This is a genomic window from Chitinimonas taiwanensis DSM 18899 (assembly GCF_900119825.1).
Lineage (GTDB): Bacteria > Pseudomonadota > Gammaproteobacteria > Burkholderiales > Chitinimonadaceae > Chitinimonas > Chitinimonas taiwanensis.
In genome coordinates this window covers 15,557-27,948 of sequence record NZ_FPKR01000016.1, presented here as the reverse complement: position 1 = coordinate 27,948, position 12,392 = coordinate 15,557, and the positions used below count along the sequence as shown (strand labels likewise).

General features: G+C 65.1%; 14 protein-coding genes. 3 read left to right on the top strand and 11 right to left on the bottom strand.

Going from position 1 to position 12,392, the window contains the following annotated elements; all coding sequences use genetic code 11:
* The first annotated feature begins 92 nt into the window (after positions 1-92).
* On the top strand, positions 93-1,259 hold the full coding sequence (mltA, locus tag BT173_RS17625; protein WP_072429992.1) for a murein transglycosylase A: 1,167 nt from the start codon (positions 93-95) through the stop codon (positions 1,257-1,259).
* Positions 1,260-1,262: 3 nt separating this feature from the next.
* On the opposite strand, the gene BT173_RS17620 is transcribed toward mltA, so the two are convergent.
* From BT173_RS17620 to BT173_RS17580, 9 genes are read right to left on the bottom strand one after another with little or no spacing between them, the layout of a single operon-like run.
* A complete protein-coding gene (locus BT173_RS17620) occupies positions 1,263-2,174 on the bottom strand; it encodes a MerR family transcriptional regulator (protein WP_072429991.1) in 912 nt (303 codons plus the stop codon).
* Entirely contained in the window at positions 2,171-2,587 is a 417-nt protein-coding gene (locus BT173_RS17615; protein WP_072429990.1) for a nuclear transport factor 2 family protein, read from the bottom strand. The genes BT173_RS17620 and BT173_RS17615 overlap by 4 nt, the downstream gene beginning before the upstream one ends.
* Complete coding sequence (locus tag BT173_RS17610) at positions 2,584-3,351, bottom strand: SDR family NAD(P)-dependent oxidoreductase (protein ID WP_072429989.1); 768 nt, start codon at positions 3,349-3,351, stop codon at positions 2,584-2,586. Before BT173_RS17610 ends, BT173_RS17615 begins: the two co-directional genes overlap by 4 nt.
* A 14-nt stretch (positions 3,352-3,365) precedes the next feature.
* A complete protein-coding gene (locus BT173_RS17605) occupies positions 3,366-3,890 on the bottom strand; it encodes a DUF3833 domain-containing protein (RefSeq protein WP_072429988.1) in 525 nt (174 codons plus the stop codon).
* Positions 3,887-5,155, bottom strand: a complete 1,269-nt coding sequence (locus BT173_RS17600; RefSeq protein ID WP_084658830.1) for an MFS transporter — start codon at positions 5,153-5,155, stop codon at positions 3,887-3,889. Before BT173_RS17600 ends, BT173_RS17605 begins: the two co-directional genes overlap by 4 nt.
* The gene (locus BT173_RS17595; RefSeq protein WP_072430058.1) at positions 5,152-5,661 is read right to left on the bottom strand and encodes a chalcone isomerase family protein; all 510 of its coding nucleotides are present in this window, start codon (positions 5,659-5,661) and stop codon (positions 5,152-5,154) included. The genes BT173_RS17600 and BT173_RS17595 overlap by 4 nt, the downstream gene beginning before the upstream one ends.
* The gene (locus BT173_RS17590; protein WP_072429987.1) at positions 5,646-6,857 is read right to left on the bottom strand and encodes an SAM-dependent methyltransferase; all 1,212 of its coding nucleotides are present in this window, start codon (positions 6,855-6,857) and stop codon (positions 5,646-5,648) included. The genes BT173_RS17595 and BT173_RS17590 overlap by 16 nt, the downstream gene beginning before the upstream one ends.
* Positions 6,854-7,654, bottom strand: coding sequence for a DUF1365 domain-containing protein (locus BT173_RS17585; protein ID WP_072429986.1), 801 nt, complete (start codon positions 7,652-7,654; stop codon positions 6,854-6,856). The genes BT173_RS17590 and BT173_RS17585 overlap by 4 nt, the downstream gene beginning before the upstream one ends.
* On the bottom strand, positions 7,647-8,945 hold the full coding sequence (locus BT173_RS17580) for an NAD(P)/FAD-dependent oxidoreductase (RefSeq protein ID WP_072429985.1): 1,299 nt from the start codon (positions 8,943-8,945) through the stop codon (positions 7,647-7,649). Before BT173_RS17580 ends, BT173_RS17585 begins: the two co-directional genes overlap by 8 nt.
* Before the next feature lie 98 nt (positions 8,946-9,043).
* On the opposite strand from BT173_RS17580, the gene earP reads away from it, so the two are divergent.
* Positions 9,044-10,195, top strand: coding sequence for an elongation factor P maturation arginine rhamnosyltransferase EarP (gene earP / locus BT173_RS17575; RefSeq protein WP_072430056.1), 1,152 nt, complete (start codon positions 9,044-9,046; stop codon positions 10,193-10,195).
* A gap of 124 nt (positions 10,196-10,319) precedes the next feature.
* On the top strand, positions 10,320-10,883 hold the full coding sequence (gene efp, locus BT173_RS17570) for an elongation factor P (RefSeq protein WP_072429984.1): 564 nt from the start codon (positions 10,320-10,322) through the stop codon (positions 10,881-10,883).
* 65 nt (positions 10,884-10,948) lie between these two features.
* Here efp and BT173_RS17565 read toward each other — a convergent pair whose 3' ends face one another.
* Together BT173_RS17565 and cobA are read right to left on the bottom strand one after the other, a co-directional pair.
* Complete coding sequence (locus BT173_RS17565; RefSeq protein ID WP_072429983.1) at positions 10,949-11,365, bottom strand: hypothetical protein; 417 nt, start codon at positions 11,363-11,365, stop codon at positions 10,949-10,951.
* Positions 11,366-11,611: 246 nt separating this feature from the next.
* The gene (gene cobA / locus BT173_RS17560; RefSeq protein WP_072429982.1) at positions 11,612-12,361 is read right to left on the bottom strand and encodes a uroporphyrinogen-III C-methyltransferase; all 750 of its coding nucleotides are present in this window, start codon (positions 12,359-12,361) and stop codon (positions 11,612-11,614) included.
* Positions 12,362-12,392 lie beyond the last annotated feature (31 nt).

The following is a 12,392-nucleotide window of genomic DNA, read 5'->3' as shown; positions in this document are numbered from 1 at the left end:
CACAGTGAAGCGGGGCGCTAGGGCGCCCCGTTTTTTTGCCTGCCCGCGCGCTTGCGGTAAGCTCGCGGCTTCCCCGCCTTCTCTGAGTTCGTATGCGCTCGCTTCTTCGCTCTGCCCTTTTGCTGACCCTCTTGGCCGGCTGCGCCAGCACACCCCCATCCCCGACCGATTGCCGCTGCGGCGAGGCCGCCAAGCCCGCGCCGATCAGCGCGGTCTACCAGGCGGCCAGCTGGTCCGCCCTGCCCGGCTGGCCAGCCGAAAAGCTGTCGGCCAGCTGGGCGGCCTGGTTGCAGTCGTGCAGCAAGCTGGCTAACCGTGCAGGCTGGAAAGCGCTGTGCGCCGAAGCGCGCGCGATGGGCCAGCCCGATGAGGCCACCATCCGCCAGTTCTTCGAAAGCCGCTTCCAGCCGCAGCGCATCCTCAGCAGCGAGGGCAAGGACAGCGGCCTGATCACCGGCTATTACGAGCCCCTGCTGACCGGTAGCAAGGAAGCCGCACCGGGTCGCGCACCCATCTATGCGGTGCCGGACGACCTATTGACCATCGACCTCGGTGACAACTTTCCCGAGCTGAAGGGTCAGCGTCTGCGCGGCCGCCTGGAGGGACGCAAGGTGGTGCCTTACTGGAGCCGCGCCGAGATCGATGCCGGCAAGGCACCGACACCGGGCCTGGCCCTAGTCTGGGCTGATGATCCGATTGAAGCCTTCTTTCTGCAGATCCAGGGCTCGGGCCGCGTGAAGCTTGAGGACGGCAGCCTGCTGCGGGTCGGCTATGCCGACCAGAACGGCCATCCTTACAAATCGATCGGCAAGTGGTTGATCGAGCAGGGGCAGTTGCAGCCCAACGAGGCCTCGATGCAGGGCATCCAGGCCTGGGCGCGTGCGAATCCGGCCCGCCTGCAGGAGATGCTAGAGGCGAATCCCAGCTATGTGTTCTTCCGCCAGCTGCCGAATGCCGAGGGTGGCCCGATAGGCGCGCTGAATGTGCCGCTGACCGACGAGGCCAGCGTGGCCATCGACCCGAAATTCGTACCGCTCGGCACGCCGCTGTTTCTGGCCACCACCTGGCCCAACGATAGCAAGCCGCTCAATCGCCTCGTGCACGCGCAGGATACCGGTGGCGCCATTCGCGGCCCCATCCGTGCGGACTTTTTCTGGGGTTTTGGTCACGAGGCCGGCCAGCTGGCGGGACGTATGAAACAACAAGGCCAGATCTGGATGATCTGGCCGCGTGATCTGCCCCTACCGGCCGGCAAGTAACTATCAGCGCCGGCTGGCACGCCAGTCGGCAATCGCCGGGCCAAGCAGGTTCAGATCCTGGATCACGCGCACGCTGTCGGGCAGGGTTTGCAGGCCCTGCACACCCGCGCCACCAACCCAGATCTGCACGCGTGCGGGAAGCTGGGAGGCCAGGCCCTGCAGCATATGCTGGGCATTGGCCGTGCCATACGCGCCGCTGAAGGACAGCGCGATGATGTCGACCTTGTGCGCGATTGCCGCCTCGGCGATATCGGCCAGCGGCATCTCGGTGCCGAAGGACAGTAGATCGCATTGTTCGAGGCGCAACATCACCTCCACCATCAACAGCCCCAGCCTGTGCGCCTCGTCTGGCACCGTGGTCAGCATGATGCGCGGCGGCTGGGCAAGCGGATACAGCTGGTGCACAGCCTGGCGCAAGGTGGCATGGGCGAGTTCGGCGTACAGATGCTCCTCGTGTATCGCCAGCTGGCCACGCTGCCAGGCTTGCCCGACCGCCTCATTGGTCTGGCGCAGGGTCTGGGTGATAAAGCGGCGCAGACCCTGTTCGGTCAACATCTGGCTGAACCAGCGCCGCAGCGCCTCAGCATCGCGGCGCTGCAGCAGATAGAGCGCCTCCTCACCTGGGCCACGTGCCTCGGGCAGGGCTGGTACCGGGCGCGAGCCGCCCGACTGCAGCTCACGCAGCGCGCTAACCGACATGCCCATCAGCCGCCCGGGGCGAAAACCGCGGTCGATCAGCAGGCGAATCAGCTTGAGCTTGTCCACATCGTCATGGGTATAGAGACGGTCACCCGCCTCATCGCGCTGCGGGGCGGGAAAGCCGTAGCGGCGCTCCCACATGCGCAGCAATTCCTTGGAGACGCGGGTTTCGCGCTCCACCGCACCTATCGGCAGACACAGCGCTTGCTCAGTCATATCGCCAACCTCCGCTTCAGCAATCGCAACACCCCGCCCAGTACAGGCAGGTGTTCATACAACTCTTCCGCTGCATCCCAGTAATCGCGGTGCAGGGCAATACGGCCTTGCTCATCCAGCACCATATGGCTGCCGCCGCGTATGCACATGGCACGCCCGCGCAGGCCGAACTCGAAACGCCAGACCAGGAAGGCCTGCGCCCCCTGCTCGATGCGGTTTTCCACCACGAAGCGCGGTGCCTCCAGGCTGTCGAACATATGCGCATACACACGGCGCACATTGGCGATCCCGGCCAGGTCATTGAACGGGTCCCTGAAGCGCGCGGCCGGCGCGTAGTAATCGCCGATCTGCTCGAGCGTGCTCGGGGTCAAGTGCTCGAACCAGGCAATCAGGGCATCGAAGTGGGCGCTCATAATCCAGTCGTCTTATGCAATAGCCAGAAACGCAGCCGATACGGCAGGCGCGCCAGCCAGGCCATGCGGCCGGTGAAACGTTTGGGAAAGCGGATCTCGAACTCGCCCTGCTCCAGGCCCTGCACAATGGCCTGGGCGGCCTGCTCAGGGCTGATGATTTCTGGCATGGCGAAGTCATTGCGCGCCGTCATCGGCGTGGCCACGAAACCTGGGTTGATCAGGTAGACGGCCAGCCCGCGCGGCGCGAGGTCGAAATACAGGGTCTCGGCCAGATTGATCAGCGCGGCCTTGGTGGCGCCATACACGCTGGCCTTGGGCAGGCCGGTATAGCCCGACACGCTGGCTACCAGGGCCACACCACCACGGCCTTGCGCTTGCAGCGCAGGCAGCACGCGCGTCAGGCCCTCATACACACCCAGCACGTTCAGCTCGAAGCTGCGCCGGGCCGATGCCGCATCGAGCTCCCAGGCGCGTTGCGGGTCGTAACGCGCAGCCACGAAGACCACCAGGTCCAGCCCGGCGAAGGCTGCCTGGGCAGCCTGGTGCGCAGCATCCCAGGCATTGGCATCGGCGGCATCGAAAGGCACCGCTGCAGCGCGCGGATTGCCGGCTGTCAAAGCCGCCAGCTCGGGGGCACGGCGGGCCGACAGTACCACCCGGGCTCCAGTGGCCAGCAGCTGCTGCGCGAGGGCGGCGCCGATGCCGCTCGAGGCACCGATCACCCACACGCGCTGGCTGGACCAATCCTGAATCGGGGGGTTCATGCTGGACATGATGCTTAGGTCCGCTTCTGGAAGAACAGCGTCACTTCGCCCAGGTCCACGCCGAACTTGGACATGCGCGAGCGGTTGAGCATGGTTTTGTCATCCATCAGCCACATCCAGTCATCGAAGGCGACTTCGTAGACCGTGCCGTCCACCGGCAGGCGCAGCGTGTAGGTCCAGTGCAGCGCATTGCCAGCCACCCGGCCGATCGCCTCGCCCTTCACATCGTCGGCTGTGCCACGCCAGCTGCCATCGGGCTGGCGCTTCAGCGTCCAGACGCGACGCTGCTTCTCGCCATCGTCATACACAAAGCGCTCATCCAGCGTGCCGGTATCGCCCTGCCAGCTGGCGACAATCTCGACCTTGAAGCGACGCGCCACCTCGCCATTACGTTTCTGGAACACCCCCCAGGCATCGAGGGTGCCGTTGAAGTACTGGGGCAGATCGAGCACTGGCTTTTGCTTGGCGTAGTGCTCAATATCCACACCGGCACAGGCGCTCAGCATTAGCGCGGTGAATAGCATCAGCAGGGTTTTCATGCTTGTTTCTCCAACAGGGGCGCTTCCGCCAGACGGCCGCGCCAGCCCAGCAGCAAGGCGCCACTGAGCAATTTGAGTACACAGGGCAGGCCGGCATAGACGAGAGCCAGCGCGGCGGCCGCCTGCTGCTGGCCCGGCACATAGCCAAGCCAGCTCAGTAGAGGCAGGCCCACACCGGCCGATAGCGCGAGCGCGAGCTTGCCCAGCATGGCCCACAGACCGAAGTAGCCACCGGTGTCGTGGCGATGCTCGGACGGGATCAGATCAGCCAGCAGCGCGGGCGGCAGGGCCAGATCGGCGCCGAGCGCGCCGCCCGACAGGATGCAGACCAGCGCGAACTGCCAGGTATCGCCCGGCCCGAGCAAAGCCGCCCAGCAGAAGGCGCTGGCACCGAGCAGCATGCCAAGCAGCCAGGCGCGCGCCTTGCCCAGGCGAGCCGCCAGATAGACCCAGGCTGGCAAGGCCAGCGCACCGCTGACGAAATAACTGGCCAGCAACCAGCCCGAAGCCTCGGGCGCGCGCAGCACATCGGCTACATAGAACAGCACCAGGGTGGCCGGTATCGCCACCGCGGTGGCATTGAGCAAATAGACAAGGCAGAGCCGGCGTACCGCCGGCGGAGCCAGCAGCGTGCGCCAGGGCGTGGGAGCGGCCTTGGGCGCCAGCTGCGGCGCGGGCGACCAGCCCAGGGTGGTGTACAGGGCAATGGCCAGCAGTGCGGCGAACAGCAGGCTGAACCAGGCATAGCCGGCTTGTGCGCCCAAGGCCTGCACCAGCACCACCGGCAACACCGAGGCCAACACCACGCCAAGCAAGCCGGCTCCCTCGCGCCAGGCACTGATGCGCGCACGCGCATCGACCTGGTCGCTAAGCCGGGTACCCCAGGCCAGGTAGGCGATATTCACCACGCTGTGCGCGGTGTAAACGAGCACCAGACAGAGCGCGAGCCAGGCATACAGCCAGCCTGCCGCCAGCGCGGGCGGGCTGAATAGCGCATACAGGCCTAGCGCCAGCGCCGCACTGCCCCAGCGCATCAGCCGGGGCCAGCCCTGCGGGCGATGCTGGCTGGCATCCACCCAGCGGCCCAGCCACGGGTCTTGCGCGGTATCCACGAGGCGGGCGAAGAACAGCACACTGCCCAGCATGGCCAGATCGAGACCGAGCTCGGCACCGTAGAACTGTGGCGCCGCCACATAGATGGGCAGCGCGGCCATGGCCAGCGGCAGGCCCAGGGCGGCATAGGCGCTCAGGCCGCGCGTAGTCACTGCGCTTCTCCCAGCAACTGGCGGCGCAGGCCTGGCTCGCTGGTCTTCGCGTCCAGCCAGATGGCAAAGAACCACTGGGCGAATTCCGGGTCATCAATCGCCGCCGTCAGGCGCTCGCCCGCATAGAAGCGCGCGCCCTGGCCGGGCAGATGCACGCCGGTGATGCGCTCGCCGGCCTGCACATCCACGAAGCCGCGCTGCATGTATTCAGCCCAGCGCGGAAACTGCGCCTTGGGTGCGCCAAGCTTCTCCATCTGCTCAAGGCTGGCGGCGACAATGCGTTTGGCCTGGAACTGGCGCGCATAGGTAAGCACCAGCGCATAGGGCCTGCGCGGGTCGAGCGGCTTGGCGCTGCTGAACAGCTGCGCATCGTAGAGTTTGAGCCCGAACCAGCGCATCTCGCCCGCGCCCACAGATTGGGCGCCGGGCAGCACTTCGCGCCAGCTGGCCTGAGCCAGGCCCATGCATGCACTGGCCAGCAGAGCCAGGATCAGCCTAGTGTCCATTGCCGCACCCCCGTGCGCCGCTCGCGAAAGCCGGCCTCGCAATACAGGTAATACATGCGCCACAGGCGGATGAAGGCCTCGTCAAAGCCCTCGGCACGTACGGCGTCCAGTTGCGCTTCAAAACGCAAGCGCCACTGGCGCAGGGTTTCGGCGTAATCGAGGCCGAATTCAAATTCACTGTGCACACGCAGGCCCACGCGCTGCGCCTGCTGCACGAAGCGCTCGGGGCTGGGCAGCATGCCACCCGGAAAGATGTATTGCTGGATGAAGTCGGTGCCGCTGCGATAGGCCTCGAAACGCGCATCGGCGATATCGATGGCCTGGATCACCACCTTGCCACCCGGCTTGCGCAAACGGGCCAGCATGGCGAAATAGCTTGGCCACCAGCGCTCGCCCACCGCTTCGATCATCTCGATCGAGACGATATGGTCGAACTGGCCCGCCACATCGCGGTAGTCGGTCAGCGACAGCGTGACCAGCCCATCCAGCCCAGCGCGTGCTATCCGGGCCTGGGCATAGGCGAGCTGCTCCTTGGAGAGCGTGATGCCATGTACCTTCAGGCCACGCTGGGCGGCACGCTCGGCGAAACCACCCCAGCCACAACCGACCTCAAGCACGGTCTGACCGGGCTGGGCATCCAGCTGATCGAGGATGCGGTCGTACTTGGCCCACTGCGCGGCTTCCAGATCGCCCGCGTGCTCGGGCAGAAAGATGCCGGCCGAGTAGGACATCGAGGGATCGAGCCAGAGCTGGTAGAAACCATTGCCCAGATCGTAGTGGGCGGAAATATTGCGCCGGCTGCCGCGCCGATTGTTGTCACGCAGCAGCAGGTGGGCAATGCGCTTGGCCAGCAGCGCCCACCAGTGGCCGTGCAAGGCGCGCTCCATCGCGTCCTCATTGCGCAGCGCCAGCGTGAACACGGCGAGCAGATCATTGCTGTCCACCCAACCGAGCTTATAGCTCTCGGCAAAGCCGATATCGCCCTGGCGCAGAATGACGCCGGCCGCCCGCCAATCGCGCACCTGCAGCTCGGCATGCGGCTGGGCACCCAGCTGACCAAAATGGGCAACCTGCCCCTTGGGGTCGATAAAGGTCAGCGAGCCGACTGACAGCTTCTGCAACATGCCGACGAAAAGGCGCGCCTGCAGCGGCAGATGCGCCGCCTTATAGGGCAGGGAAAGATCGGTGGATTTCATGGTTTGACCTCGACGTTGTGCGAGATTTCGTGGTGGGGTGCGGCAGGTTTGGAAAAGAAGGGCACACCCATCCACCACAGCTTGAGTGCCTGCCAGTGGATGCGCGCCACGACGCCAAAGGTGAGCAAGGGCATGCGCAGCACGGTGCGCAAGAGCAGCCCGCGCGCCATGGGCTGCGCCCGACCCCAAATCGCTGTCTTCAGCAGCGGCAAGGGCTCGCCCGGCTCGTCGTAATAATCGATGACCGCTACATGGCGTTCGCCCTCGTGGCGGACGCGGAAGCGGTACTCACCCTTCACATCACAAAAGGGTGAGACATGAAAATGCTTGCGGCACACCAGTTCGGTGCCGGCCTGGATCGGTGCGCCGCCGGGCGCGGTCAGCACATATTGATGGCGCTCGCCAAAGGTGTTGTTTACCTCGGCCAGCAGCACGCGCAGCGCGCCCGCCTCATCATGGCAATGCCAGAAGCTGACCGGCTTGAACACGAAGCCAAGCACACGCGGAAAGGTCTGCAACCACACCGCCCCACTGGGACGCTGCACGCCGGCGCGCGCCAGGCGGCTGTCGAGCCAGCTGAGCAGATCGCCCCCATCGCGTTCGGCGTGGTCGCGGCTCTGAAAGCTGACAAGGCCGGCACGGTTGTAGCCAAACAGCCGGCCGCTGGCTGCGGCGAGGCCGGCCGGGTCAGTCAAACACAGGCGCAGGAAGAACACCGGGTAGCTGAAGCGATTGTGCTTGGGCCGGCTGCGCGCATGCATGACTTGGCCAGTACACAGTTCCACCGCGCTAGTCATAGACAGGCTCCCAGGGCGGACGAATGCCGAAATCACGGGCCACTCGCAGGGCGGATTTCAGACCATCCTCGTGAAAGCCATAGCCTGACCAGGCACCGCAGAACCATGCCTGGCGATGGCCCTGGATCTCGGGCAGACGGCCTTGGGCGGCAATGGCGGCGCGATCCATGACCGGGTGCTCATAGGCGAATTCCGCGATGAGGTGCTCGGGCGCTGGCTCGGTATGCGGATTCAGCGTCACCACCACCGGGGTCTGGAAAGGCAGCTGCTGAAGCTGATTGAGCAAATAGCTGACCGCCACCGGCCGCTCGGCCGCATCGCCCGGCGCGGCCAGATAATTCCAGGCCGACCAGACCGCCTCGCGGCGCGGCAGCAGGCGGCGGTCAGTGTGCAAGAGCGCGCGGTTGGGCTGGTAGCGAAAGCCGGACAGGATGTCCTGTTCGAGCGCATCGGCATCCAGCATGGCCAGTGCGGTGGGCGCATGGCAGGCAAACACCACTGCATCGAATGCCTCTTGACCGGCCGGGCTGCTTAGCCAGACCTGGCCGTCAGCCCGTCGCACCGCGTGGACCGGCGCATTCAGGCGCGCATCAGGCAGCTGGGCGACCAGCTTGCGCACATATTCGCGCGCACCGCCCACCACGCTGCGCCACTGCGGGCGGCCTTCAATCTGCAGCAGGCGGTGGTTGAGGCAGAAGTTCAGGAAGGTCTGCGCCGGGAAGCCGAGGATATCGGCCACCGAGGACGACCAGATCGCGGCCGCCATGGGCAGCAGATACCAGTCGCGCATGGTCTGGCCGTAATGATGTGCATCGAGTAGTTCACCCAGCGTCCAACCCTGTGCGCGCGCTTCATCCAGATGAGCTTGCGCATTGCGGTTGAAGCGCAGGATGTCGGCCAGCATGCCGAGGAAGGACGGGCGCAGCAGATTGCTCTTCTGGGCAAACACGGTGGCCAGATTACTGCCCGCCCACTCGATATCGGGGTCGGCAATCGAGACGCCGAAGGACATATCACTGGGGTGAACCGCCACGCCTAGGTGTTCGAATAGGGCAATCAGGTTCGGATAGGTAAGGTCGTTGTGAACCAGGAAGCCGGTATCGACCGGATGGGTGCGCCCCTCGAGCGTGATCTCGACGGTATTGCTATGCCCGCCGAAATAGCTGCCTGCCTCGAACAGGCTTATGTGGTGCTTTTGCTGCAGCAACCAGGCACTGGAGAGGCCGGCAATGCCGGCGCCGATCACGGCAATGCGGCTGCCATCGAGCAAGGAGGTCGGATGTGCGTTCATGGCTGCACTGTAGAAGTCAGGTGAACATATGTCAATGCTTTGTCCAAGACCAAACACCGAAATTTGTTCACACAGGGCCACAGGGTAAAATGCCGGCCATGCGACTCTCCTGGGATATCTTCTGCAGCGTTATCGATAACTTCGGTGACATCGGCGTGTGCTGGCGCCTGGCGCGTCAGCTGGCAGACGAGCGCGCCGAGCCGGTCAGACTCTGGGTCGATGATCTGGCTGCATTTGCCCAGCTCGAGCGTCGTCTCGATGCGACAAGAGATGAACAAGACCTGGACGGGGTTTACATCCAGCGCTGGCAAGCCCCCTTCCCCGCTGTACAGCCGCAGGCCGTGGTGATCGAGGCCTTTGCCTGCAACCCACCCGCCGACTTTCTGGCCGCCATGGCCGCACAACGCCCGCCGCCAGTCTGGATCAATCTGGAGTACCTGTCGGCCGAAGCCTGGGTGGAGGGCTGCCATGCGCTCGGCTCACGCCACCCGCGCCTGCCACTGACCCACCATTTCTTCTTCCCCGGCTTCACGGCCAAGACGGGCGGCCTGCTGCGCGAAGCTGACCTCCTGGCCGCGCGCGATGTCTTCCAGACCCACCAAGGCGCGCAGCAGCAGTGGCTGAGCGCCCTGGGCCTGGATGCGCAGGAACAGACCCTGCCGCGCGTCTCGCTGTTCTGCTACGACAACCCGGTGCTGGCCGAGCTGCTTGCGCACTGGTCACGGGCCCAGCCACTGTGCCTGCTGGTAGCCGATGGCAAGCCGCGCCGCGCGGTGGCCGAATGGCTGGGTGAGGACTTCCCGCCCGGCAGCCATGTGCAGCGCGGTCAGCTGCGCCTGATCGCCCTGCCCTTCCTGCCCCAGTCCGATTACGACCGCCTGCTGTGGTCCTGCCAGCTCAATTTCGTCCGTGGCGAAGATTCCTTCGTGCGGGCGCAGTGGGCGGCTCGCCCCATGGTCTGGCATATCTACCCGCAGGAGGAGGACGCCCATCTGATTAAGCTCGACGCCTTCCTGGCTCGCTACACGGAAGGCCTGAGCACAGCAGACGAGGCGCTTGTGCAAGGCTTCTGGCAGGCCTGGAACCGTGGCGATGGCGAGGCCTGCGTGCGAGGGTGGCCAGCGCTATGGCAGGCACAGGCGCGGCTGGCCGAACACGCGCGCCGCTGGTCAGACGAGCTCGCGCAAGCGCCCGACCTGATGCAGGCCCTGGCAGCATTCGCCAGCGAGAAACGCCAGGCCGCCGGCTGATTCCCACCCCATCCGCCAACGAGAGCCGCCGAGGCGACGCGCGCCGAGGTGGCGGACATGGACGGCACACGGCTATAATGCCGCGTTTTATCAAACGCTTACCTCTTTCGCAGGACTTAACAGCATGAAAACCGCACAAGAACTCCGCGCCGGCAACGTCGCCATGGTTGATGGCCAGCCTATGGTCGTGATCAAGGCCGAATACAGCAAGTCGGGCCGTAACGCTTCGGTCGTGAAGATGAAGATGAAGAACCTGCTGACCGAGCAGGGCCTGGAAGCCGTCTACAAGGCCGACGAGAAGTTCGACGTGGTCGTGCTGGACAAGAAGGAATGCACCTATTCCTACTTCGCCGACCCGATGTTCGTGTTCATGGACACCGAGTTCAACCAGTACGAAGTGGAAGCCGAAAACGTCGGCGACACCGTGAACTTCATCGTTGACGGCATGGAAGACATCTGCGAAGTGGTGTTCTACGAAGGCAAGGCCATCTCGGTCGAACTGCCGACCACCATCGTGCGCGAAGTCGAGTACACCGAGCCGGCCGTGCGCGGCGACACCTCGGGCAAGGTCATGAAGCCGGCCAAGCTCAAGGGCACCACTTTCGAGCTGCCAGTGGCCGCATTCATCGAAATCGGTGACAAGATCGAAATCGATACCCGCACCATGGAATTCAAGAAGCGCGCCTAAGCCCTTCCTGCGTTCGAGAGAAAAGGCAGCCTAGGCTGCCTTTTTTCATGCCTGTGCCCAAGGCCTCAGGGCTTGGGCGCGGCCTCGCCCTGCTGTGCCGCCGCCTTCACCTGCTCGGCCGTCTTGCTGACGGCCTGGGCGGCCTTGTCCACCGCGGCCTGCGTGCTTTCTGCTGCCTTGGCAATCGCCGCCCGGGTGGCCGGTTCCGCCTCGGCAGCGGCAGCCAGCGCTTCTTCCTTAATCGCATTGATTGCCTTGTCGGCCTGCCTGTCCGCCAGCTCTCCGGCCGACTGCAGGATGCCGCCCAGGGCGGTCTTGGCATCCTGCTCGGCCAGCTGCCGGGCCTGTTCGGCCGTGGCATCGGCCGCTTCCTTCAGCTTTTGCTGGGCTTGCTCGGCGGTCTGTTTCAGTTCGGGTTCCGGCGCACAGGCGGCCAGCAGGACAGGTAGCAGCAGGGCCAGAGGGATAAGTGCAAAGCGCATGATGGTTTCCAGCGAGGTCAATGCTGCTCGGACCCGCGCAGGCCGGGAAGATTCCCCGCGCAAGGTCTGGCGTACGCTTCAACGCTGATGCGGGGCAGGCCAAGCTCACACGGCACGCTGCCGCTACGCCATCAGCCAGGGCGAGCAGTACTGCCCGCCCCAGACCAAGGGACATAGTCAGGCGGCTGGTGGCTAAGGCGCACTCGAATGCCTGGCAAGCTTGGTTACTTCGGGCCCGGCAGAAACTCAGGCGGCGGCCAGCCAGGCGGCATTCGCCAGGGTGGACTGCGCCTCGCCCACGGCAGCACCAACCAAGATGATGGCGGGGCTGCCCATGCCGGCCGCGCTAGCTTCGCTGGCCAGCTGGCCCAGGCTACTGAGCAGGCGGCGCTCGCGCGCGGTGCTCGCCCACTGCACCACGGCGGCTGGCGTGTGGGCAGGCAGATGCGCCAACAGGCCCTGGCTGATCTGAGCAATGCGGCTCATGCCCATGTAGATGACCAGGGTGGTGCCGGTGGCGGCCAGCGCCTGCCAGTTCGGCTCGCTATCGTCCTGGGCATGGGCGGTCACGAAGGTTACCCCTTGGCAGTGGTCGCGATGGGTGAGCGAGATGCCCAGACTGGCCGCGGCTGCCAGGCCCGAGCTGATGCCATTGATGATCTCGACTTCCACCCCAGCCGCGTGCAGGAAGCGGATTTCCTCACCAGCGCGGCCGAACAGCAGCACCTCACCGCCCTTCACACGCACCACACGCTTGCCCTGCAAGGCATAGCGACGCATCAGGCGCTGGATGAAATCCTGCGGGGTGGACTTGCAGCCACCGCGCTTGCCGACCTTGATCACGCGCGCCTGCGGAGCCAGGGTCACGATATCTGCATTCGCCAGCTCGTCCAGCAGCAGTATCTCGGCATTGGCCAGCGCGCGGGCGGCCTTGAGGGTCAGCAGTTCCAGATCGCCGGGGCCGGCGCCGAGCAGGGTGACTTTGGCTTGTGGCATGGTGGTTCCCTCCTTGTGTTCCGTTGTTCGA